Source organism: Halomonas sp. DQ26W, from assembly GCF_003339685.1.
GTDB lineage: Bacteria > Pseudomonadota > Gammaproteobacteria > Pseudomonadales > Halomonadaceae > Halomonas.
This window is the reverse complement of sequence record NZ_QPKI01000010.1, coordinates 73,623-96,393: the sequence shown is the minus strand read 5'-3', so window position 1 is coordinate 96,393 and position 22,771 is coordinate 73,623. Positions and strand designations below refer to the sequence as shown.

Below are 22,771 nucleotides of genomic sequence, written 5' to 3'. Positions count from 1 at the left end.
CAAACCGGTGAGAGAATTTATTCGTCGAGGAACGAGCGCAGCGGCTCCGAGCGGCTCGGGTGACGCAGCTTGCGCAATGCCTTGGCCTCGATCTGGCGAATCCGCTCACGGGTGACATCGAACTGCTTGCCGACCTCCTCGAGGGTGTGATCTGTGTTCATGTCGATGCCGAAACGCATGCGCAGCACCTTGGCCTCGCGGGCGGTTAACCCACCCAGCACGTTGCGAGTAGCCTCGATCAGGCCTTCGCCGGTGGCCAGGTCGACAGGCAGCAGCATGGTGCCGTCCTCGATGAAGTCACCGAGGTGCGAGTCGTCGTCGTCGCCGATGGGCGTCTCCATGGAGATCGGCTCCTTGGCGATCTTGAGCACCTTGCGCACCTTGTCCTCGGGCATCTCGAGGCGCTCGCCGAGCTCCTCCGGCGTCGGCTCGCGCCCCATCTCCTGGAGCATCTGCCGCGATACGCGATTGAGCTTGTTGATGGTCTCGATCATGTGCACCGGGATACGGATGGTTCGCGCCTGGTCGGCGATCGAGCGGGTGATCGCCTGGCGAATCCACCAGGTGGCGTAAGTCGAGAACTTGTAGCCACGCCGGTACTCGAATTTGTCCACCGCCTTCATCAGGCCAATGTTGCCCTCCTGGATCAGATCCAGGAACTGCAGCCCACGATTGGTATACTTTTTGGCGATCGAGATAACCAGGCGCAGGTTGGCCTCGACCATTTCCTTCTTCGCCCGACGTGCCTTGGCCTCGCCGATGGAGAGCCGACGATTGATCTCCTTGAGCTCCGGCACAGCCAACTGGACCATGTCCTCCTCGAAGGCGATTCGCCGCTGGGAGCGCTGAATATCACCGCGCATGGCCTCGAGACGGTCAGTATACTTGGCATGCTTGCCGATGAAGTCATCAAGCCAATCCTGACGCGACTCGTTGCCCGGAAATGCCTTGATGAACGTCTTGCGCGGCACACGCGCCTTCTTGACGAACATCTGCATGACCGCCTTTTCCTGGGCCCTCACCTGCTCGACGCTGATCCGCACCTGATTGACCAGGCGTTCGAAGTGCTTCGGCACCAGCTTGATCGGTGAGAACAGCTCGGCGAGCCGCGTCAGCTCGGCCCTGGCTTCCGCGGAGTGACGACCGCGTGCCTCCATGGCGACACGCACCAACTCGTTCTGTTGGCGTATCTGCTCGAACCGCGCCTTGGCCTCCTCGGGATCGGGGCCACTAGTGGTCTCTTCCTCAGCCTCGCCATCCTCGTCGTCTTCGCTCGCCGCTTCGTCGCTCGACTCTTCCTCAGGCACTTCGGCCTCGGCGACACCGGGGATGCCTTCGTCGGGGTCGATGAAACCGGAGAACAGGTCCGACAGCCGACCGGGTGCTTCCTCGTCCTGAGTAGCATCGTAGGCGTCGAGAATCGACTCCACAGCACCGGGCAGCCAGGCCAACGCCGACATGACTTCTCGAGTGCCCTCCTCGATGCGCTTGGCGATCTCGATTTCGCCTTCACGAGTCAGCAGTTCGACGGTGCCCATTTCGCGCATGTACATGCGCACCGGGTCGGTGGTCCGCCCCACGTCACTCTCCACCGCAGCCAGCGCGGCCACTGCCTCTTCGGCGGCCGATTCGTCGGTGGAGTGATCAGACATCATCAGGGTATCTTCATCGGGGGCTTCCTCGACGACACTGATGCCCATGTCATTGATCATGCCGATGATATCTTCCACCTGATCGGGGTCGGCGATATCTTCGGGAAGGTGGTCGTTGACCTCGGCATAGGTCAGGTAACCCTGCTCCTTGCCGCGCGCGATCAACTCCTTCAGACGTGACTGCTGCTGCGCATTTCCAGCCATAGAAACCCTATCTCGACGAAGAAGAATGAAACACCTGAAGCACTGGGTGGAGAAAACTCATCAAGCCGAACAGTATAGCGGTTAATCATGTCTTTCCGCCAGTTCGACCCATTTGCTCGGTCACTCAGGTGTGTTAATTTGTTCGGTTGTGCTATCGCGGGGGGCGAATCCATGCTCCCTATGTGGTGATGGTGGACAAGAATTCAACCCCACCGCCAACATCCTTCGCCATCCGTGATGCTTGCTTTCAACTTCCCAGCTCGGTCAGCAGCGCCATGAGGCGCTGCCGCTCCTCGGGTGAAAGCCGTTCTCCCGACCGCTGCCTTGCCAGCAGCGCATCGATCTGTTCCTGGCACGACGGCCGCATCTGGTGGCGACGAAAATGCTCGACCAGGCCATCGAGCTCCCGGGCCCTGGCGTCACGAGGAATAAGCATTTCACGCTTGACCAGTGTCGCCAACCGCCGCCCCTGGTCGCTGCCGTGGAAATGTGCCAGCAAGACCTGCCCGCTGCGGTAACGACCGGCCCGCAACAGCCGTACCACCTCGCGACAGAGAGGAACGTCCGGGTCACCCCCGGGGTACCAGTCGTCCGCTTCCGGCAAGCGCTCTACCAATATCGGCTCATGCAGCAACAACTGTAGTATTCGTGCCACCAGCCCCACTCGGCCGGGGCGCGTCACAGCGCCCGCCCCCTTCACGACCGGCGACGCCTTCGAGGCGGGTAGCACTGCCGACTCGACAGGCTGTCCCGCACCTTGCTCGGCCCGCGCCATCAACGCCTCGAAGCGTGATCGTTCGACACCGGTGCGCCGCGAAAGCTCATTGAGCATCATTGATTTCAGCAGACCCTCCGGAAGTTCGCCGATGGCCGCCAGAACCTGGCTGGCATAGCGCTCGCGGTCCTCAATGCGCGCCAGATCACGCCCCCGCGCTGCCTGGTCGAAAAGCAACTCCGAAAGCGGGCTGGCGCAGGTGATTCGGTCAACAAAGGCCTCTGCCCCCTCGCGCCGCACCAGAGTATCCGGATCTTCCCCCTCGGGCAGGAACAGGAAGCGCGCCTGCCGGCCATCGATCATCAACGGCAAGACGACTTCCAGCGCACGACTAGCCGCCTGGCGGCCGGCGCGGTCCCCGTCGAAGCAGAACACCACCTCGTCGACCATGCGGAACAGCCGCGACAGGTGATCCTCGCTGGTCGAGGTACCCAGGGTAGCCACGACATTGCGAATCCCGAACTGAGCCAGGGCTACCACGTCCATGTAGCCTTCGACGATCACCAGCCGCTCCAGGCGCGTATTGGCCTGGCGCGCCTCGAACAGCCCGTAGAGCTCGCGCCCCTTGTGAAACACCGGCGTCTCGGGCGAGTTCAGGTACTTGGGCTTGGCATCGCCCAGCACCCGCCCGCCGAAGGCGATAGTTCGACCTCGAACGTCGCGAATCGGGAATATCACCCGGTCGCGGAAGCGATCGTAGGTTCGCCCATTCTCTTCGCGGTGAACCAGCAGCCCGTACTCGATCTGAACGGCCTCGGGAATCTCCCGCGCCGACAGGTGGCGCTTCAGCGACCCCCACTCGTCAGGTGCATAGCCGATCCCGAACGCCGCCTGAATCTCCGGCGAGAGGCCGCGCTCTGCCAGATAGTGGCGAGCGCCCTGCCCTTCCGGCATTTTCAGGCGCTCCCGAAAGAAGCTTGCCGAAATCTCCAGCAGGTTGATGCCCTCCTGGCGCCTGCGCTCCCGAGCCTGGGCACGAGGGTCGTCGGCACCTTCACGCGGCACGTCCAGGCCAAGCCGGGAAGCCAACTGCTCGACGGCCTCGGGGAAGGGCAGATTGTCGTACTCCATCAGAAAGCGCAGGGCGTTGCCGTGAGCGCCGCAGCCGAAACAGTGGTAGAACTGCTTGTCGGCACTGACGGTAAACGACGGCGTCTTTTCCTGATGAAACGGGCAAAGCCCAGCATGATTGCGCCCGGCCTTCTTCAGTTGCACCCGCTCACCCACCACTTCGACCACGTCGACGCGAGCCAACAAGTCATCGATGAAACGTTGCGGTATCTGACCGGCCATGGGGATATCGCCTCCTCCAGACTGGACAGGCGGATAAAGGGCGCGGCGGGCTCAGCGTAAAAACAAACGGCCACCCGCCGGCGGCCGCTTGGTCATCCTTCCGGAACAGCCGAAGCAAAGCTCCTCGACTACCCCATCGTACGGATCAATAGAGCCTTTCGAAACGCTTCCGCTCACGCTGGAGCTTCTTGGCGTGACGCTTCACCGCGGCGGCTGCCTTGCGCTTGCGCTCTGCAGTCGGCTTCTCGTAGTGCTCGCGACGGCGAACCTCGGACAGAATGCCGGCTTTTTCGCAGGAACGCTTGAAACGACGCAGCGCTACGTCAAACGGCTCATTATCACGTACTTTTACAGAAGGCATTAAGCACTCACCTACCTTAAAATTTCTTGAGTTCGGTTTGTACGCACACCCTCTCCGGACGACTCCCGTCATCACGCAATCCCGATCGACAGCAAGCCGCCAATGCCAAGACCCCATGAAAAAGCGAAAGCTCTCCTGCTGGATGCACGACCCAGTCCTACAGCGCACAGTATTCTAGACGCCAGACCGAGTCTTTGCAAATTCTTGGCACTGCATCAATGACCATGGCAGAGACGTTAACGGCACGACACCTGCCGTTAAGGCAGGCCGCGGTCAACCAGCGTCCGATTTGCTAGAATGCTGCTTTATCCCTTCCGCGAGCCCACCCCATGCTAGTACTCGGCATCGAAACCTCCTGCGACGAAACCGGCGTCGCGCTTTACGACACCGAACGAGGCCTGGTCGCCGACGCGCTCTACAGCCAGGTCGCCATGCACGCCGAATACGGTGGCGTGGTACCCGAGCTCGCTTCGCGGGACCACACCCGCCGGCTGTTGCCGCTGATACAGCAGGTACTCGACGAGGCGGGGGCATCACGCACCGAACTGGATGCGATTGCCTACACCGCGGGCCCAGGGCTGGTCGGTGCCCTGATGGTGGGTGCCAGCACTGCTCATGGCATGGCACGCGCACTGGGCATACCCGTACTGGGGGTCCATCACATGGAGGGGCACCTGCTGGCACCGATGCTGGAAACGTCGCCACCGGCCTTCCCCTTTGTGGCGCTGCTGGTATCGGGTGGGCACACTCAGCTGGTCGAGGTCCAGGGGCTGGGCAGCTACCGACTGCTGGGGGAATCAGTGGACGATGCCGCCGGCGAAGCCTTCGACAAGGCGGCAAAAATGCTGGGGCTATCCTACCCGGGGGGACCCCAGGTGGCACAGCTCGCCGAACGGGGCGATCCTGGGCGCTTTCGCTTCCCGCGCCCCATGACTGATCGTCCGGGGCTCGACTTCAGCTTCTCGGGGCTGAAGACCCACACCCTGACCACCCTGAAACGGCTGAAGCAGGATGGCACGCTCGACGACCAGGCCCGGGCCGACGTAGCCCGAGCCTTCGAGGAGGCGGTGGTCGACACGCTGGTGATCAAGTGCCGCCGTGCGCTGGATGCCACCGACCTCAAGCGGCTGGTGGTGGCGGGCGGCGTCAGCGCCAATGTACGCCTACGGGAACGGCTGGAGCGGGAGACCGAAAAGCGCAGCGCCCGCGCCTACTATCCCCGCGGCCGCTTCTGCACCGACAACGGGGCAATGATCGCCTATGTGGGTGCTCAGCGGCTAGCGGCGGGTGAGCGCGACGAGATCGGTATCATGAAGGCCGTGCCACGCTGGCCGATGGATATCCTGCGAGCACCAACCGGCAACTGATGGCTGGCGACGCTCTCTCTCCTGCAGCGTCTCCGAGGGCAGGCCTTCGTGTAGGCGCTGTGAACCCTTCCCTGGGCGCTACATTTGCCATCCCTGGCAAATGACCTCCACTCGAACCTGCCCTCGGCGCTGCTTGTCCTGGCAACCTGTCCAGGCCCAGGCTCCTAGAGCCCCTGCTCATCGCCACGCCTAAGGCGCCGGATATTCAGTACATGTCGTGCCAGCACCAGCGCGGTAAAGGCCGTCACCACGATGACATAGTCCGGCGCCAGCCAGACGCTGACCAGCGGCGCCAGGCCGGCACTGGCCAGGGAGGCCACCGCGGCGGTGCGCACGCGCCAGGCCAGGACCGCCCAGAGCAGGGCACAGCACAGCGCCACCCAGGGCGTCAGGACAAGCATCACGCCGAAGGCACTGGCGACGGCCTTGCCACCACGGAAACGGTGCCAGAGGGGGTAGCTATGCCCCAGCAGCACCGCCAGGCCGACCATGCCCTGAGCCCAGGGCGCCAGCCCAAGCCACAGGGCCAGCCAGAGTGCCGGCATGCCCTTGGCCGCGTCCAGCATCAGGGTCGCTATCGCCAGCCGGCGGCCATGCACGCGCAGTACGTTGGAGAAACCCGGGTTGCAGGAACCCACCAAACGCGGGTCCTCCACGCCCGCTATTCGGCAAACGCTCAGAGCACCCAGCCAGGACCCGCTGAGATAGCCCAACCCCAGTAGCGTCAGCAGCCACTCCATCGATGTCACCTGAGTTCGTCTCCTGTCATTCTCGTGGGCGAATTCTGCCAGCCGCAGCACCGTTAAGACAGCACGGGTCCCTGTCATCCCCCTATCGGCTCACGTACAATCGGGCGCCAAACCGGATGCCCGGAACATCCTGCGCCCAAGGGGAGACGCAATGGACCGTGTACTGATCGAATCGCTCGCTGTGGAAACCGTGATCGGCGTCTACGACTGGGAGCGCACCGTGACGCAGCGATTGCTGCTCGATCTGGAGCTGGCCACCGACATTCGCCCCGCCGCCGCCAGTGACGATATCGCCTTCACCCTTGACTATGCCGCCGTCAGCCAGAGGGTCGCACGCTTTGCCAGCGACCACGACTTCGCCCTGGTGGAAACCTTCAGTGAGCGACTCGCGGCGACGCTACGTGATGAGTTCGCCATTCCCTGGCTGCGCCTGACGGTACGCAAGCCCGGCGCTGTGCCAGCCGCCAACGCGGTCGGTGTGCGCATCGAGCGCGGCACTCGCCCGGAGGGTGCGTGATGGCTCTGGTCAGCGCCAGCATCGGCAGCAACATCGACCGTGAGCGTCATGTCCGTGCCTGCCTGGATGCTTTGACGGGCACCTTCGGCAGCCTGGCGGTCTCACGTGTCTTCGAAAGCGAGCCGGTGGGGTTCGAGGATGGACGCAACTTCTTCAATCTTGTCGTCGCCTTCGAGAGCGACTGGCCGGTCGGGGAGCTTCAGGCCTGGTGCAAGCGCCTGGAGTTCGCCAACGGCCGACGCAAGGAGAGTCCCAAGTTCAGCCCCCGCACTCTGGACATCGACCTGCTGACGGTAGGCGACCTGGTCGGAAGCCATGATGGGGTAGAACTGCCGCGGGGAGAAATTCTTGAGCACGCCTTCGTGCTGCAGCCGCTGGCCGAGCTGCTGCCGGAGGTGCACCACCCCCGCGATGGGAGAACCTACCGCGAACTCTGGGCCGCTTTCGACTCACCCGATCAACGTCTCTGGCCGGTCGTATTTAGTTGGCACCCTCCGGCGGTTCGGCAGGAAATGCAGCCATAATCTGCCGACGACTGAGCGATGTGACTATCGGGCGCCATCAACTTACCCCCGATCCAGAACCTGCCCGAGAATGGCTCGACGCCGCCGGGCCAGCTCCTCACCGAGCGCTCCCCCCTTGAACCCCTCCTCGATCAGGCTTCGGGGCGACAGCCGAGAGGCCTCTTGCCAGGCGTGCTTCAGAGTGTCGGCAAGCCTTGGCGTCTCCAGTTCGAGAAGTGCCAGCAAGGGTGCAACCCGCTCGCTGCGTCGCCAAGCGTCGATACCATCCAGCCAATCGTTCACCGCTGCCGGGGTCGGGCCGGGCTGAGCGCGCAGCCACCGCGTCAGCGCCGCCTGTCGCGCCAGATCGCGATAGGGCCGCGGCAACCTAAGGCGCTCAGCGATCGCCTCACGGCAGTCGGCATGGAGATGCTCCACCAGCCGCGCCCAGCGCCAGCGCTGGTCGTCTGCGAACCCTTCCGGCAGGCGGTCCAGGCGCTTCAACGCCGCTTCCAGTGCTTTGGAATCCCACGCCAGTTCCGGCAGCAGCACAGCCAGGGCGCCGCACTCATCCAATACCCGAAAATAGACCGCCGGCCGGGGCTCGCCCAGCGCCTTCTCGGTCTCGGTCCAGACCCGCTCGGCCACCAGGTGGGCCAGTTCGCCACTCTCCGACAGCGCCCGCATCAGTGCCAGGGTTTCATCGGCGATGGTGAAGCCGAGCCCGGCATAGCGGGCCAGAAAGCGGGCGGTACGCAGCACCCGAAGCGGATCCTCGACGAAGGCCGGCGACACGTGGCGCAGCACTCTGGCCTCAAGGTCGCCGAGACCACCATAAGGATCGACAAGAGCCCCTTCCGGCGTCTCTGCCATGGCATTGATGGTCAGGTCCCTGCGAGCCAGGTCCTCCTCCAGGGTCACCTCGGGGCTGGCATGTACGTCGAAGCCGGTATAGCCATGGCCAGACTTGCGCTCGGTACGGGCCAGGGCATATTCCTCATGGGTCTCCGGGTGAAGGAAAACCGGAAAATCGCGGCCTACCGGCCGAAAACCCCGCTGCCGCATCTGTTCCGGCGTGGCCCCCACCACCACCCAGTCGGTGTCTTTGACCGGCCAGCCCAGCCTGGCATCACGCACGGCCCCTCCCACCTGATAGACCTCGAGCCCATCGAGGTAGCGGTCACGTCGTATTGCCATGGCAAGCTCCTGAGTCGGAGGAAAAGGTCAACGGCGCTGATGGCTGGGCACACCGACACGCTCGCCGGTGGAGAGATTCAATGCCGTCAGCACACCACCCCAGACGCAGCCGGTATCCAGCGCCTCGACCCGTATACACGCACCGGGCACCTTTCCCTCGAGTGCCGCCCAGTGACCGAACACCAGCCGGGCATCATCCTGGCGAGGGTAGCAAAACCAGGGGGCGAAGCCTGCTGGTGCGCTGTCCAGCCCCTCCTTGGCAGAGAAGTCGAGGCAGCCTTCGGCATCGATGAAGCGCATCCGGGTCAGCACATTGACGACGGCACGCAGCCGATCGATGCCATCGAGCGCGTCATCCCAGCAGGCGGGCTGATTGCCGTACATCCGCTTAAGGAAGGCGCCGCTGTGCTCGCTACCGAGCCGCTGCTCGACCTCGCGGGCAAGGCTGGCCGCTTTCGCCGGGGACCACTGAGGAAGGAGACCGGCATGGGTCATCAGGGTATCGCCCTGGTCCTCGAAGGCCTCACGCACCAGCAGCGGACGCGACTGTAACCAGTCGAGCAGTTCCTCACGATCCGGAGCGCCGAGAATACGCTCGAGGGTATCCTTGCGGTTGAGCGCCCCCCCACCACGCGCCACCGCCAACAGATGCAGGTCGTGGTTGCCGAGCACCGTGACGACGGCCTCGCCGAGCGCACGCACTTCGCGCAGGCAGGCCAGTGACGCCGGGCCACGGTTGACCAGGTCGCCGGCCAACCACAACCGGTCACGGCAAGGGTCGAAGGCGAGCCGTTCGAGCAGCTCGACGAATTCGGCGTGACAGCCCTGCAAGTCTCCGATGGCGTAGATCGTCATGTCGTCTCCTTGCCTCCTTGCCTTCCGTCGTCGCTTCAGTGTATCTGGTTGGGACCGGCCAGTCGGAAGGGGGGAATGACGACTTCGAAGGGCCGTTGACTTGCGGTATCGACACAAGTGTAGGCGCCTTCCATGACCCCTACCGGCCCATCGAGGATGGCGCGACTGGTATAACGAAAGGTCTGCCCCGGGCCGATCATCGGCTGCTGCCCGACCACCCCTTTGCCGCGCACCTCCTGCACCTTGCCACTGCCCTGGGTGATCTTCCAGTGGCGGGCCAGCAACTGCATGCTGCGCGCGGAATGATTGTGGATGGTCACGGTATAGCTGAAGACATAGCGCGCTTCGTCACTGGAGGATTCGTCGTCACGAAAGGCGGGCTCGACGTCAACGAGCACTTCACTTTCCTGTGGCGTATTGGGTGCCCGATTCATGTCGTCGCCTCCGAAGCGGTCAGATGGTTGGCGATACGAACGAACTCTTCGATCGTGAGTGTCTGGGGGCGACGCGATGGCTCGATGCCCAGGGCTTCGAGGGCATCGGCCTCGATACGCCCCTTGAGGTTGTTGCGCAGCGTCTTGCGGCGCTGACCGAAGGCCTGTCGCACTAGATGGAAGAGCAGCGACTCGTCGTGAGCCGGATGCGGCAAGCGCGCATGAGGCGTCAGCCGCACAATGGCAGACTCGACCTTGGGTCGCGGCACGAAGGCTTCCGGGGGCACGCTAAACAGCGCATCGACCCGACAGCGGTATTGCGCCATGACCGACAGCCGCCCCCAGTCGGGCCCGCCCGGTTCCGCGGCCAGGCGTTCGACCACTTCCTTCTGCAACATGAAGTGCATGTCGGCAATCGCATCGCCCGCCTCGAGCAGATGTCCAATCAACGGCGTGGAGATGTTATAGGGCAGGTTTCCCACCACCCGCAGCGGTTCACCATCGCCATGCAGGGCGCGAAAATCGAATTTGAGCGCATCACCCTCGTGGATGATGAAATTGGGATAGTTGAAGAACTGCACCCGCAGCCCGGGAATCAGGTCACGGTCCAGCTCGATCACCTCGAGCCGGCCATCGGCCGCCTCCACCAGGGGCTCCGTCAGGGCCCCTTGACCGGGCCCGATCTCGACCAGGCGATCACCGGGCCGAGGCGCTATGGCGCGCACGATGCGCGAGATGATGCCGGGGTCACGCAGGAAATTCTGGCCGAAGCGCTTGCGAGCGCGGTGGGCCGGCGGGCGCGATGCCATGAATAAGTCCTTGTCTGTCGTTCGTCAGAAGGGAGAAACAGCCGTACCGCGGCGGGCCATGTCGGCGGCAAGCGCGACGGCCACACGCAGGCTACCCAGGTCGGCAACGCCACGGCCAGCCAGGTCGAGCGCCGTGCCGTGATCCACCGAGGTCCGCACCAGCGGGAGGCCCAGGGTGATATTGGCGGCACGGCCGAAGCCGGCATACTTGAGCACCGGCAGGCCCTGGTCATGATACATCGCCAATACGGCATCCACGCCTGCCAGGTGTCGCGGCGTGAACAGGGTGTCGGCCGGCAGTGGCCCATCGAGACGCAGGCCCTCACCACGCAACCGTTGGAGGCAAGGTACGATGACCTCGATTTCCTCGCGGCCCAGGTAGCCTCCTTCACCGGCATGGGGATTGAGACCGCAGACGGCGATGCGTGGATCGTCCAGGCCGAACCAGCGCCCGAGATCCGCCTGCAAGATACGCAGGATACGCGCCAAGCGCTCATCGGTAATGGCGCCGGCCACATCCTTCAGCGGCAGATGGGTGGTCGCTAGCGCCACTCGCAGGGCCGACCCACCCTGCCAGCCCGCCTCGCGAGCATGCAACGCCAGGTCGGTGGCCAATAGCATCACCACTTCGTCGACGCCGCAGGCATCGCGCAGGTATTCGGTATGACCGCTGAAGGCCGGGTGGCCGGCATCGATAATGACCTCTTTGTGCAGGGGAGCGGTGACCATGCCGGCGGCCTCACCCGAGAGACATGCACGAACCGCCAGGTCCAAGGTATCCAGCACATAGCCAGCGTTGGCGGCCGCCAGCCGACCTGGCAGGCTGGGCTCGCGCAGAGTCACCGGCCAGACCGGCAGCACGCCAGCCCTGGGGGCCGGTACAGGTTCATCCGGCGCCAGCGTCACGATCTCAACCCGGGCGTTTACCATGGCAGCCCGCTCGGCCAGCAGTGATGGGTCGCCCACCGCCACGACCCGTGCCGACAACGCACGACCCGACACGAGTTGTACCAACAGTTCCGGCCCGATGCCGGCAGGCTCGCCGGTGGTCAGTGCCAGGACAGGCGCCTGAGCCGTTGCTGCCATCAGCGGGAATTGGACAGGCGGTTGTCGACGAAAGCCTCGGCACGAATCTCCTGTATCCAGACATCCAAGGCCTCTTCGGCTTTCTGCTGAAAGACCACCTGGCGCGCCTGGTCACGGCTTACGCCACCACCACGCTGCTCGATGAAGCGTTCCACTTCCCGCTCGCTGACATTGATACGAGCCCCCACCTGGCGCTGGTGGAGTTCGCGAATCAGCATCTCCCGGCGAATCTCCTCTCGAACGGCGGCCATGGTCAGTCCATCGGCCTCCAGGGCATCGGCCATCTCTTCAAGCGTCATGCCGTTGCTTTCGGCTATGGCCCGCATCTGGCGATTGAGCTCGGTGTCGTCGATGCCGAGCCCGGCACTCCTCGCCCTCTGCAACTGGATTTCCTCGACGATGATGCTCTCGAGCACCTGCTCACGCAGCATTGACTCGGGGGGCAGCCTGTGGTCCTGGCCTGCCACCTGGCTGCGCACCAGTTCCACTCGCTCGCTCAGGTCACTCTCCATGATGGCATGTTGATTGACCACCGCCACAATGCGGTCCAGCGATTGACGCTCCACCGGCTGGAAGTCCTGGGCCGTAGCCATCAGAGACAAGGTACCAAGGCACAGGGCCAGCGCCAGGGTCGCGCCCAGGGTGGCGATTCGCGGGATGCGCATAACGTTCTTTCCTCTCATGGTATCTCTGATAGAAAACCTGCCGGGGCCACCTCAAAATGCGGTAGCACGATAACCCGGAACGGCCCGTTCGAAATAGTCACCGGCATCGCCGCCGACGCCACCCAGCCCCTTGAACACAAAACGCAGGAAGACCCCGTGCTCGGTGACGTCGTTGATATCGACCTGGGCGGTTCCACCGTCGTCAATCCAGCGGCGCCAGACCAGCTGCAGACCATAGCAGCAGTCGTTCCACTGCACACCCGCCAAACGGTCAAGAAAGCGATCGTTGGTGTAGTCGTAGAGAGCCCGACCAATCAGGTCGACTCGCGGCGAAGCCTTCCAAGCAAACGACATGTCGAACTCCTCGCGGTCGAAGTTGCGGAACTCGTCGTCATCCGGCTCAACTGAAGGATCGAAGCCTTGGAGTTCCCAGCGATAGCCAAGGTTCAACACGTGCCCCGCATCGGCACGGTATTGCAGATAAACAGAGCTTCGCTCGGTACGCTGCAGGTGATCATCGTAGAGCCACTCCCAGCGGCTATGCCAACGGTCCGTCATCTGCCAATCAAGGCGTGCCACCAGGGGTGAGCGGTCACGAGTGGCATTGTAGTAACGCAAGAAATTTCCACCCTCTTCGGGCGCACGCGGCAGTGTATCGGGATCGCCGTTGATGTCGACATATCGATCGTCGAGATAGAACGTCTGTCCCAGACCCAGCGAAAGGCGCTCACGCCCACTAGCGTCCTCCAGCAGATGCGAATCGAGGCCGATAGAGAGTCGGTTGAGGTCACCAACCCGGTCGGCGCCGGAGAAACGGTGCGGCGACCAAAGCTGGTTCCAGGAGAACGCGCGCTCGCTGGTATCGAAATCAGGGAACTCACTCTGGTCACTGGATGGCACATAGGCGTAATTGAGCCGGGGCTCGAGGGTGTGACGGTAGTCACGACCGCCGAGCTCCAGTTCACGTTCGAAGACAAGGCCTCCGTCAATGGACGATACTGGTACGGCCCGCTGCAATGAGGTGTCTCGATCGGTATCGCGCTCCCCATACTCGAGGGAATAGGCGGTATAGAGCCACTCCACCCGTGGCTCGAGATGGCCCCAGCTCTCATCGAAGCGCCAGCCCGTCACTGGCGAGAGATGTACCCGGCCGCCGGTCGCGGATTCTCGCAATGGTACGGCGTTGCGATCCACATCGCGCCAGAAGTAGGTGAGGTTGGAGCGCCACTGCTGATAAAAGCCACCCTGCTGAGTCCAGCGCGCGTTCGCCGTCAGGCTGGGTAGACGATAAAACGGCTTGTCACGGTCATGCAGCGGGTCCTCCAGGCGCTGAAAGCCCTGGGCACGGGCATCGAGATTCCAGACGTCTCCACGATAGTTGAGCTGGGCCAAACGGGGCATGTTGGTAGGATCGTCGCCGAAGATGCTGCCGTAGTCGTCGAAGTAGCGGCCATCGCTGGCGGCCCCGTAACGCAGGTTATATCGCGTTCTCGCATCGACGCGGCCGCCATGACGGTAGTCGATGTACCAGCGATCTTCGCCCTCGAAGCGGCGTGAGGGGGCGTTGGGATCGTCGTCGGAGCCTCCAGCGTCGCTCGACAAGTAGGCGCCTTCGACCTGGCCGGCATCGGAGGGGAAGAGGTAGCGATACTCGCCGCCCAGCAGCAGGCCGCGGTCGGAAATCAGGCGCGGAGTCAGTGTCGCGTCATGATTGGGCGCGATATTCCAGTAGAACGGCTGGGCATAGTCCAGGGCGCCACCTGAGAGGCCGATCTCCGGCCACAGAAATCCGGTTTGGCGACGATCATCGATGGGAAAGCGCACCCACGGCCAGTAGAAGACCGGCACCTTTCCCATTTCCAGGCGAGCATGACGCGCAGTACCAAAGCCCGCCTCGCGGTCGAGCACCAGGTCGCCAGTCACCAGGCGCCACATTTCATCGCCCGGGTCGCACGTGGTGAAGTTCGCCGACGTCAGGCGATAGCGCCCATCCTCCAGACGTTCCAATTGCAACGCATTTCCGCGCAAGCGCTGGTCATGGATGACGTAGTGGGCCGAATCGATATTGGCAGCATCGCTTGTCAGCGATACATCGGCAGCCTGCCCCCGTACCAGCAGGTTGCGATCGCGCAGCGCCAGTGGCCCATCGGCAAAAGCCTGTTGCCGAGAAGACGGCACACTAACCTGGGGTGACTCCAACTGGCTGTCACCACGCCGCAGAATCACCTCGCCGCCAAGAATCGTCTCACCCTCTTCGCCATAGAAGGCGCTGTCGGACTCGGTGCTCACCTGCTCTGGGTCATCTGTCGCCGGCAGGCGATACTCCGGCATCACATAGGTTCCGCGGCACAACGCTCCCGCCGGTCGGTCGTCGCCCCAGGCGTGCCAATCGAGCTGCGCGGCCGGCAGGGGCTCCAGCGCCACCGCCGACAGCGCACCGCAGGTCAGGCCATAAGTGATCAGGCCAGCGAGCGCTGCCCCTGCTTGTCCCTTGCCCATGGTCCACGATGTCCTTGCCGGAGAGAATCGGTATTATACAGACCGAACCCGGCCTGTCGTATGTCAATGACCGAGCATGCGGCGGTGCCCAACGGGCGTCAACCGGCACCGCCCGACATCAGCAAGGAGCCCGCATGACCCAGGCCGCCACCGCGAAGCGATTCGACGCCCTGCGCCGCTGGGTGGCCGAGAGCCACAGTCTCCCCGTCGATGCGCTCGATCTGCAACTGGCCGCAGGCGACGCCAGCTTTCGTCGCTACTTCCGCCTCACTCTGCCCGACGGTACCACGCGGATACTGATGGATGCTCCGCCTGCCCAGGAAGACAGTCGCCCCTTCGTCGAGATCGCCCGACGCTGGCGGGCCGGCGGCCTGCCGGTGCCAGCACTGCATGCGGTAAATCTCGATGCCGGCTTCCTGGAACTCGACGACCTGGGCGACACCCCGCTGCAAAACTGCTTCGCCAACGACCGTCCTGCCGCCACCCTGGCCTGGCACGACCGCGCCCTCGACATGATCCACGAGCTGCAGAATCGCGCCGGCCCCCAGGACCTGCCGGCCTATGATGCCGCTCTGCTCGGGCGAGAGCTGGACCTCTTTCCCGACTGGTGTCTTGTCGAGTGGCTCGGCATGGCCGACCCGCCTCACGGCTGGAACGAACTGCGCGGGGCGCTGATCGAGTCCGCCCTGGCCCAGCCTGTGGTCACGGTGCATCGCGACTTCGATGCCATGAACCTGATGGTGCACGATGAACGACTCTATCTGATCGACTTCCAGGACGCCGTGGCCGGCCCCATCAGCTACGACGCGATTTCGCTGCTACGCGGCCGCTACTGCCGTTTCACGCCGGAACGCTTTGCCGCCTGGGTCGAGGCTTTCCGCCAGAGGGCGGTCGCCGATGGGCGCCTTTCCGGTACCGTCTCTGCCGAGGCGTTCCTTCATCAGGCCCAGGCCATGGCGGCCCAGCGGTCGTTCAAGGTGCTCGGCATCTTCTGCCGCCTGACGCTGCGCGACGGGCGCGAGGGCTACCTGCAGCGCCTGCCACATTTCCTTTGCCACCTGGAGGAGAGCCTGGCCGGACTGCCCGGTCACGAGGCCTTTCGCGGCTGGCTCGCGGCCACCTTTCGCCCTGCGCTCGAGGCAAGGCTCCAGGCCGAGAGCATCGCCTCCGGAGCCCGGCCATGAAGGCGATGATCCTGGCCGCCGGGCTCGGCACGCGCATGCGCCCGCTTACCGACCGCTGCCCCAAGCCGCTGCTACCGGTGGCCGGCAAGCCACTCATCGTTCACCACCTGGAGCGCCTGGCGGCGGCCGGTATCGGCGAGGTGGTGGTCAATGTCAGCTACCGGGCCGAACAGATCATCGATGCCCTGGGCGATGGCTCGGAGTTCGGCGTCGCCATCGCCTGGAGCCAAGAGGAGACACCGCTCGAGACCGGCGGCGGTATTCGCCAGGCACTGCCGCTGCTGGGTGAGTCGCCCTTCCTGCTGGTCAACGGCGACATCTGGTGCGACTTCGACCCAACCAACCTGCCTTCCCTCGAAGACGATTTCGCCCATCTGATACTGGTCGACAACCCTGACCATCATCCGCGAGGCGATTTCCACCTTACCTCCGCCGGACGCGTGCTCGCTCAGGGCCAACCCCGGCTGACCTTCGCCGGGATCAGCCTGCTCGACCCGGCCCTGGTGGCCGACCATGAGCCAGGCGCCTTCGCCCTGGCCCCGCTGTTGCGCCAGGCGATGGCCAACGACCGCGTGGGCGGCAGCCATCATCGCGGCGCCTGGGTCGATGTAGGCACCCCGGAACGACTCGCCAGGCTGGACCAACGACTCCGCTCAAGACAGGTCATCCAAAGCGAGTGGCGCCGGGGATAGGTCGGAGAGGGGTCCTACGCCATGGATGGCGTCGGTAGCGCCCAGGGAAGGGTTTACAGCGCCCCCTCGCAGGCCTGTCGCCGGAGAAGCCTCGAGCGATACTGCCGCGAAGCTGCAGGGCTTGACGCCGGCTGCTATGCTGCCGCCATTTCCCAACATCCGAGAAGGAATCCCGCATCATGAAAGCCAGTGTAAAATGGACCGATGGTCGCCAGTTCGTGACCGAATCCGGCAGCGGCCATAGCGTGGTCATCGATGGCCCCCCCGACCATGGCGGCCGCAACACCGGGCCACGCCCCATGGAGATGCTGCTGATGGGCATGGGCGCCTGTGCCTCGTTCGATGTGCTGGAGATCCTCGACAAATCGCGCGCAGCGGTGACCGACTGCGTAGCCCAGGTCGAGGCCGAGCGTGCCGATGCCGTGCCGGCGGTCTTCACCAAGATCCACGTCCACTTCACCGTAGCAGGCCATAGCCTGAAGGAGAGCCAGGTGAAGCGCGCCGTGGAACTCTCAGCCGAGAAGTATTGCAGCGCCTCCATCATGCTGGCCAAGGGCGGCGTCGAGATCACCCACTCCTACACCATCGTGGATGCCTGAAACGCCACCGGGTCCATGGTAGTAGTGCTCAGATCCGATAGACGCTCTTGGTCATGACCTTGGACATCAGCGACATACCATACTTCACCGGCGCGGGAAAGCGTGCCCCGCCGGCTTCCAGCGCGAGTTGGGCATGGTGCGCTTCGTCGATGGCCATCTGGCGCAGCACCGCCCGGGAGCGGTGGTCGCCCGGCGGCAGCGTTTCCATGTGTTCGTTCAGATGCTTGCCCACCTGCTCTTCGGTTGCCGCCACGAAACCGAGACTGACCCGGTCACCCACCGCACCGGCCACGGCACCGAGCCCGAAGGAAGCGGCATAGAATAGCGGATTGAGCAGGCTGGTACGGCCTCCCAGTTCCTGCAAACGCTCGTCGCACCAAGCCAGGTGGTCGATTTCCTCCTGCGCGGACTGCTCCATCTGCCCACGCACCTCGGGCAGCTTGGCGGTACATCCCTGCCCTTGATAGAGCGCCTGAGCACATACTTCGCCGGTATGATTGACGCGCATCAGCCCCGCGGCATGGCGACGCTCATCCAGCGTCATGGGATCATCGTCGATATCGGCAGTAACCGGGGAGGGACGCGACGACTGTGCGGCATGGGGCACCAGGGTGCGCAGTACGGTATCGAACTGATGGATCAGCGTATCGGCATGGGACAGCTTGCGGCTCATGGAACCCCCGTTTCAGCACAGACGAATCTATCCATTGGCCCAACAAAGGCGTTCATAGCCCGGAAGCGCCGACATCGAATACCGCAAACGCCACCCTCACGGGTGGCGTTTGCGGGTATGCACCTGATGCGTCGCACGCCTCGACGCGCGCGATTTTCACCGCAGTGCGCCGGCTAGCCAGCCGGCCAAGTAAAGCGTCGACCGCCCATCAGGTGCATATGAATATGGTAGACCGTTTGTCCGCCGTAGTCATTGCAGTTCATCACCACGCGATAGCCATCCTCGGCGAAGCCATGCTCCTGTGCCAGCCGTGCGGCGGTGTACTGCAATCGGCCGATCAAGGCCAGGTCAGCCTCCTCGATATCGTTCAAGGTGGCAATATGCTGCTTGGGAATGATCAGGATGTGGGTTGGCGCCTGGGGGTTGATGTCATTGAACGCCAGGACATGCTCGTCTTCGAAGACGATATTGGCGGGAATCTCGCGCTTGATGATCTTGCAGAACAGGCAGTCCATCGATGCTATTCTCCTGTTGTCGTTAAGATAAGAGCCACACGGCGCTCAGCGAAAGCGCCGCTGTCCCAGCAGATGGCGCACCAGCGGCGCCAGTATCAATTCGATGGCCAGTGACATCCTGGCGCCGGGCACCACCAGAGTGTGCGGGCGACTCATGAAAGCGTCCTGGATCATCGCCAACAGCCACGGGAAATCCACGGTGGAGGGATCACGAAAACGGATCACCACGAAAGACTCGGCGTCGTTGGGGATATCCTGCACCTCGAAAGGGTTTGAGGTATCTACCGTGGGCACGCGCTGGAAGTTGATATGGGTGCGAGAGAACTGCGGCTGTATATAGCGCACGTAGTCGCCCATGCGACCCAGGATGGTGTCGATAACTGCCTCCTGGGAGTAGCCACGCATCTTTATGTCGCGATCGATCTTCTGGATCCACTCCAGATTCATGGTCGGTGCGACACCCACCAGCAGGTCCACGTGCCGGGCGATGTCATGCTCCGCCGTGACCAGGCCGCCGTGCAACCCTTCGTAGAAGAGCAGGTCGGTACCGCAGGGCAACGGCTGCCACTCGGTAAACGTACCGACTCGATAGCCGGCCTCGATCATCTGCTTGTCTTCCGCATGGATATAGTGCCGGAAGGTGCCAGTGCCGTGCTCGCCATACTCCAGGAACAGCGCCTCGAGTCGATCCAGCAAATTGGCTTCCACCGCGAAGTGGGACAGCTCATCCTTGCGCTCGGGCTCTTCGCGGAAGATGCGTGACAGCTCATCCCGAGTGTAGCGATGGAAGGCATCGCCGTCGACGATGGCGGCATGCACGTCCTCCCGGGCAAACATCCGCTCGAAGGTGCGTTTCACCGTAGTGGTGCCGGCCCCGGAGGAGCCGGTCACGGCAATGATCGGATACTCGCGTGACATCAGGTGCTCTCCGCACCGGTAATGGCCTGTGTCACGACATCGGGTATCGCAACGCTCCGCCCCTGGGCAGGGTCGACCAGGACGGTATTGAGGCGGGCGATGGCCACCGGCCGGCCTCCTTCGGCATGGCACACACGATGATAGACGACAATTGCCTTGCCCAACGGCGCCGGGATGGCGGTCTCCACCACCAGGGCATCGGGCCAGCGTGCTTCAGACTGATATTGCACGGCGAGATCGGCCACCACGCAGGGATAGCCGCCCATGTCCCACTCGGTGAGCCCGAGGGCTCCGAACGCCTGAATGCGCGCTTCGTGGAGCAGCGATACCAAGGTGTCGTGTCCAAGATGACGGCCATAGTTCATGTCGGTGATGCGCACCGACAATGGCTGGCGATGCACGATAGCCGCTTCAGGAAATTCCAGCTTGATACGCTCCATCCTCACCCCCTGCTTGTTGTTGTCGGTCAGCGCATTGGTGACGATCAGCCTGCCTGCTGCTCGCGGGCAATGGCGCGGTAGGCGATGTCCCGACGGAGCTGGACACTGTCCCAGTGAATTGCCGCAACTCCCTGGTAGGCCAGGTCACGCGCCTGGGAGACACCCTGCCCCAGCGCGGTGACGCACAGCACGCGTCCACCGCTTGTCACGGCACGGCCCTGGTCGTCTTCGGCGGTGCCGGCATGAAAAACCTTGCAGCCGGTATTTTCCGCCGCCGCGAGACCTTCAATGAGATCGCCCCTGCGGTAGTCGCCTGGGTAGCCACCGGCCGCCAGCACCACGCCCACCGCGGCTCGTCCATCCCAGTCGCAGGTCTGGCCCGCCAGCTCCCCGTTCGCCCCAGCGAGGCAGAGCTCAGCCAGGTCGGACCGCAGGCGCAACATGATTGGCTGAGTTTCCGGGTCGCCAAAGCGACAGTTGTATTCGATGACCTTGGGATTGCCTTCAGTATCGATCATCAGGCCGGCATAGAGGAAGCCGCTGTACGGATGTCCCTCCGCCGCCATGCCGTGAACCGTGGGCATGATCACTTCCTGCATGATTCGCTCGTGGACTGATTCGGTCACGACCGGTGCTGGCGAGTAGGCGCCCATGCCACCGGTATTGGGCCCTTCGTCACCGTCCAGCGCCCGCTTATGATCCTGACTGGTGGCCATGGGCAGCACATTGCTTCCATCGACCATGACAATGAAACTCGCCTCCTCGCCCTCGAGGAACTCTTCAATCACTACACGTGCACCGGCATCGCCGAAGGCGTTGGCCTCCAGCATGTCCCGCACGGCCGACTCGGCCTCATCGAGGGTCATGGCGACGATGACACCCTTGCCCGCCGCCAGGCCGTCGGCCTTGATCACGATGGGTGCCCCCTGCTCGGTGAGATAGCCGAGTGCGGGCTCGACCTCGGTGAAGGTGCGGTAAGCAGCGCTGGGAATGGCGTGACGTGCCAGGAAGTCCTTGGTGAAGGACTTCGATCCTTCAAGCTGTGCCGCTCCTGCAGAGGGTCCGAAAATCGCCAGCCCCGCCTCGCGGAAGCGATCGACGACGCCCGCGACCAGCGGCGCCTCCGGGCCGACAATGGTCAGGTCGATGGCTTCCTCCCGTGCAAACGCCACCAGCCCATCCAGGTCGGCCACATCGATGGCGACATTGGCCACGCCCTCTTCCCGGGCGGTACCGGCGTTGCCGGGGGCCACGAAGACGCGTTCGACGCATGGCGACTGGGCGACCTTCCAGGCCAGGGCATGTTCGCGGCCGCCGCCGCCGATGATCAGAACCTTCATCCGCTATAGTACCTATCTCTGACTGGTTAAACTGGGCTTTGACGACGCCTTGCCGCGAAATGCCGGGCGTCGTGAAAACCGGCGTGGAAAACGTCGCGGCATTATGTCAGAAAGCCGCCGCCAACGCGCCCCGCTCAGGATTTCTTGGGCTTGTCGTCCTTGTCATCGTGCTTGTCATCATCGTGCTTGTCATCGTTATTGGCCTGGCCCTGACCGATGGTCTGCTGCCAGAAACGCATGTTCTCTTCTGCCATCTCGCGCATCAATTCCATGGGCGAATGGCGCATAGCCTGTTGCCACTGGTCCTTCATGCGCTTCTGCTGCTCGAGCATCAGTTGGGTGCCCTGCTCCAGGTAACGAGCCAGGGGAAGCGGCTGAGCCATGTCATAGACACGAATGAACTGGGCCAGCAGGTCGTTGGAGAAGACCTCGGAGTCACCATCCGCCTGCTCCTGCTCGATAATGATCGACAACAGAATGGTGCGGGTAAGGTCCTCTCCGCTTTTGGCATCCTCGACCCGGAAGGGTTCTTCGTCGAGAATCAGGCGCCGCAGATCCTCGAGCGTCACATAGCGACTCTGTTGGGTATCATAGAGCCTACGGTTGGCATACTTGCGAATCACGCGCACGGTGGCACTCCTTGTCATGAAAGGCAGGCTTGCCCTTTGCTGCTATTGTGCACCGCGCCACCGCCCTTGCAAATCGAAGCCAATTAACGAGACCCGATGAACCTGATCCTGCTCGCCCCCGACGACATTGAACACGACCACCTGGCATGCATCCGCGACCCTCGCCGGCTGCACCACCTCAAGGAGGTCCACCGCGCCCGCATCGGCGATTGCATGACCCTGGGCGTAGCAGGCGGGGGCATCGGCCGCGGCGAGCTGCTGGCGATCGACGAGCACGAGGCACGTTTTGCCCTCGGCAACCTCGACACCCCACCGCCACCCCCGTTGCCGGTGCATCTCGTGCTCGCGCTGCCGCGCCCACGGATGCTGGCCAGGAGTCTTGAGCACGCCACGGCCCTCGGAGTGAAAAAGGTCACGCTGTTGCATTCGCAACGGGTGGAAAAGAGCTACTGGCAGTCACCGGAACTCGATCCCGACAAGATTCACACCCATCTCGTGCTGGGACTGGAGCAGGCCCGCGACACCGTGATACCCACGGTAAGTCTGGCCAAGGGTTTTCGTCCCTTCGTCGAAAATGTGTTGCCGCAACTGCTCGAGACACGGCGTGGCCTGCTGGCACACCCCGGGATGGTGCAGGCCTGCCCCCGGGGCATCGAAGAGCCGGTCGCCCTGTTGGTGGGCCCCGAAGGAGGCTTCATTCCCTTCGAGGTAGAACGTCTGGTAGAAGCCGGCTGTGAAGGCATCCACCTGGGGCCGCGTATCCTGCGGGTGGAAACCGCAGTGACCGCCCTGCTGGCCCGGTTGTTCTGATAAAC

The 22,771-nt window shown here is 63.5% G+C and carries 24 protein-coding genes; 7 read left to right on the top strand and 17 right to left on the bottom strand.

What is annotated here, in order from left to right; genetic code table 11:
* Nucleotides 1–17 precede the first annotated feature (17 nt).
* From rpoD to rpsU, 3 genes are all read right to left on the bottom strand, one after another.
* On the bottom strand, nucleotides 18–1,856 hold the full coding sequence (rpoD, locus tag DU490_RS07495) for an RNA polymerase sigma factor RpoD (RefSeq protein WP_114573694.1): 1,839 nt from the start codon (nucleotides 1,854–1,856) through the stop codon (nucleotides 18–20).
* A 247-nt stretch (nucleotides 1,857–2,103) separates the two neighbouring features.
* Nucleotides 2,104–3,924, bottom strand: coding sequence for a DNA primase (gene dnaG / locus DU490_RS07490; protein ID WP_114573693.1), 1,821 nt, complete (start codon nucleotides 3,922–3,924; stop codon nucleotides 2,104–2,106).
* Nucleotides 3,925–4,069: 145 nt separating this feature from the next.
* Complete coding sequence (rpsU, locus tag DU490_RS07485) at nucleotides 4,070–4,285, bottom strand: 30S ribosomal protein S21 (RefSeq protein ID WP_010629611.1); 216 nt, start codon at nucleotides 4,283–4,285, stop codon at nucleotides 4,070–4,072.
* Nucleotides 4,286–4,614: 329 nt separating this feature from the next.
* Here rpsU and tsaD point away from each other — a divergent pair, with 329 nt between their 5' ends.
* Nucleotides 4,615–5,652, top strand: a complete 1,038-nt coding sequence (gene tsaD, locus DU490_RS07480; protein WP_114573692.1) for a tRNA (adenosine(37)-N6)-threonylcarbamoyltransferase complex transferase subunit TsaD — start codon at nucleotides 4,615–4,617, stop codon at nucleotides 5,650–5,652.
* Nucleotides 5,653–5,816: 164 nt separating this feature from the next.
* Here the strand turns inward: tsaD and plsY are convergent, their stop codons facing one another.
* Nucleotides 5,817–6,392, bottom strand: coding sequence for a glycerol-3-phosphate 1-O-acyltransferase PlsY (plsY, locus tag DU490_RS07475; RefSeq protein ID WP_114573691.1), 576 nt, complete (start codon nucleotides 6,390–6,392; stop codon nucleotides 5,817–5,819).
* Nucleotides 6,393–6,552: 160 nt separating this feature from the next.
* Here plsY and folB point away from each other — a divergent pair, with 160 nt between their 5' ends.
* Both folB and folK read left to right on the top strand, forming a co-directional pair.
* On the top strand, nucleotides 6,553–6,918 hold the full coding sequence (folB, locus tag DU490_RS07470; RefSeq protein ID WP_114573690.1) for a dihydroneopterin aldolase: 366 nt from the start codon (nucleotides 6,553–6,555) through the stop codon (nucleotides 6,916–6,918).
* Entirely contained in the window at nucleotides 6,918–7,442 is a 525-nt protein-coding gene (folK, locus tag DU490_RS07465) for a 2-amino-4-hydroxy-6-hydroxymethyldihydropteridine diphosphokinase (protein WP_114573689.1), read from the top strand. Before folB ends, folK begins: the two co-directional genes overlap by 1 nt.
* Nucleotides 7,443–7,484: 42 nt before the next feature.
* On the opposite strand, the gene DU490_RS07460 is transcribed toward folK, so the two are convergent.
* Genes DU490_RS07460 through DU490_RS07430 form a run of 7 tightly spaced genes read right to left on the bottom strand, consistent with a single transcriptional unit; the run spans nucleotide 7,485 to nucleotide 14,966 of the window.
* Nucleotides 7,485–8,618, bottom strand: coding sequence for a polynucleotide adenylyltransferase (locus tag DU490_RS07460; RefSeq protein ID WP_114573688.1), 1,134 nt, complete (start codon nucleotides 8,616–8,618; stop codon nucleotides 7,485–7,487).
* Nucleotides 8,619–8,645: 27 nt separating this feature from the next.
* Nucleotides 8,646–9,473, bottom strand: a complete 828-nt coding sequence (locus DU490_RS07455; RefSeq protein WP_114573687.1) for a symmetrical bis(5'-nucleosyl)-tetraphosphatase — start codon at nucleotides 9,471–9,473, stop codon at nucleotides 8,646–8,648.
* Between the two features lie 35 nt (nucleotides 9,474–9,508).
* A complete protein-coding gene (gene apaG / locus DU490_RS07450; protein WP_114573686.1) occupies nucleotides 9,509–9,907 on the bottom strand; it encodes a Co2+/Mg2+ efflux protein ApaG in 399 nt (132 codons plus the stop codon).
* Nucleotides 9,904–10,716, bottom strand: a complete 813-nt coding sequence (gene rsmA / locus DU490_RS07445; RefSeq protein ID WP_114573685.1) for a 16S rRNA (adenine(1518)-N(6)/adenine(1519)-N(6))-dimethyltransferase RsmA — start codon at nucleotides 10,714–10,716, stop codon at nucleotides 9,904–9,906. Before rsmA ends, apaG begins: the two co-directional genes overlap by 4 nt.
* A 24-nt stretch (nucleotides 10,717–10,740) precedes the next feature.
* Entirely contained in the window at nucleotides 10,741–11,802 is a 1,062-nt protein-coding gene (pdxA, locus tag DU490_RS07440) for a 4-hydroxythreonine-4-phosphate dehydrogenase PdxA (RefSeq protein WP_114573684.1), read from the bottom strand.
* On the bottom strand, nucleotides 11,802–12,467 hold the full coding sequence (locus tag DU490_RS07435; RefSeq protein ID WP_114573683.1) for a SurA N-terminal domain-containing protein: 666 nt from the start codon (nucleotides 12,465–12,467) through the stop codon (nucleotides 11,802–11,804). The genes pdxA and DU490_RS07435 overlap by 1 nt, the downstream gene beginning before the upstream one ends.
* Nucleotides 12,468–12,518: 51 nt before the next feature.
* On the bottom strand, nucleotides 12,519–14,966 hold the full coding sequence (locus DU490_RS07430; RefSeq protein WP_114573682.1) for an LPS-assembly protein LptD: 2,448 nt from the start codon (nucleotides 14,964–14,966) through the stop codon (nucleotides 12,519–12,521).
* 134 nt (nucleotides 14,967–15,100) lie between these two features.
* On the opposite strand from DU490_RS07430, the gene DU490_RS07425 reads away from it, so the two are divergent.
* From DU490_RS07425 to DU490_RS07410, 3 genes are all read left to right on the top strand, one after another.
* A complete protein-coding gene (locus DU490_RS07425; protein WP_114573681.1) occupies nucleotides 15,101–16,150 on the top strand; it encodes an aminoglycoside phosphotransferase family protein in 1,050 nt (349 codons plus the stop codon).
* Nucleotides 16,147–16,842: an N-acetylmuramate alpha-1-phosphate uridylyltransferase MurU gene (gene murU, locus DU490_RS07420; protein ID WP_114573680.1), complete on the top strand. Its 696-nt coding sequence runs from the start codon at nucleotides 16,147–16,149 to the stop codon at nucleotides 16,840–16,842. The genes DU490_RS07425 and murU overlap by 4 nt, the downstream gene beginning before the upstream one ends.
* Before the next feature lie 179 nt (nucleotides 16,843–17,021).
* Nucleotides 17,022–17,441 carry an OsmC family protein gene (locus DU490_RS07410; RefSeq protein ID WP_114573678.1) on the top strand — a complete coding sequence of 140 codons (420 nt, stop codon included), beginning with the start codon at nucleotides 17,022–17,024 and terminating at the stop codon, nucleotides 17,439–17,441.
* A gap of 28 nt (nucleotides 17,442–17,469) precedes the next feature.
* Here the strand turns inward: DU490_RS07410 and coq7 are convergent, their stop codons facing one another.
* From coq7 to phaR, 6 genes are all read right to left on the bottom strand, one after another.
* The gene (gene coq7, locus DU490_RS07405) at nucleotides 17,470–18,114 is read right to left on the bottom strand and encodes a 2-polyprenyl-3-methyl-6-methoxy-1,4-benzoquinone monooxygenase (RefSeq protein WP_114573677.1); all 645 of its coding nucleotides are present in this window, start codon (nucleotides 18,112–18,114) and stop codon (nucleotides 17,470–17,472) included.
* 173 nt (nucleotides 18,115–18,287) lie between these two features.
* Nucleotides 18,288–18,629: a histidine triad nucleotide-binding protein gene (locus DU490_RS07400; RefSeq protein WP_114573676.1), complete on the bottom strand. Its 342-nt coding sequence runs from the start codon at nucleotides 18,627–18,629 to the stop codon at nucleotides 18,288–18,290.
* A gap of 45 nt (nucleotides 18,630–18,674) precedes the next feature.
* Nucleotides 18,675–19,547: a phosphoribulokinase gene (locus DU490_RS07395; RefSeq protein ID WP_114573675.1), complete on the bottom strand. Its 873-nt coding sequence runs from the start codon at nucleotides 19,545–19,547 to the stop codon at nucleotides 18,675–18,677.
* Nucleotides 19,547–19,987 (bottom strand): thioesterase family protein, encoded by a 441-nt coding sequence (locus tag DU490_RS07390; RefSeq protein WP_114573674.1) that lies wholly within the window; start codon nucleotides 19,985–19,987, stop codon nucleotides 19,547–19,549. The genes DU490_RS07395 and DU490_RS07390 overlap by 1 nt, the downstream gene beginning before the upstream one ends.
* Nucleotides 19,988–20,031: 44 nt before the next feature.
* Nucleotides 20,032–21,327 (bottom strand): phosphoribosylamine--glycine ligase, encoded by a 1,296-nt coding sequence (gene purD, locus DU490_RS07385; RefSeq protein WP_114573673.1) that lies wholly within the window; start codon nucleotides 21,325–21,327, stop codon nucleotides 20,032–20,034.
* A 134-nt stretch (nucleotides 21,328–21,461) separates the two neighbouring features.
* The gene (gene phaR / locus DU490_RS07380; RefSeq protein WP_114573672.1) at nucleotides 21,462–21,956 is read right to left on the bottom strand and encodes a polyhydroxyalkanoate synthesis repressor PhaR; all 495 of its coding nucleotides are present in this window, start codon (nucleotides 21,954–21,956) and stop codon (nucleotides 21,462–21,464) included.
* 96 nt (nucleotides 21,957–22,052) lie between these two features.
* On the opposite strand from phaR, the gene DU490_RS07375 reads away from it, so the two are divergent.
* On the top strand, nucleotides 22,053–22,766 hold the full coding sequence (locus tag DU490_RS07375) for a 16S rRNA (uracil(1498)-N(3))-methyltransferase (RefSeq protein WP_114573671.1): 714 nt from the start codon (nucleotides 22,053–22,055) through the stop codon (nucleotides 22,764–22,766).
* Nucleotides 22,767–22,771: the final 5 nt, after the last annotated feature.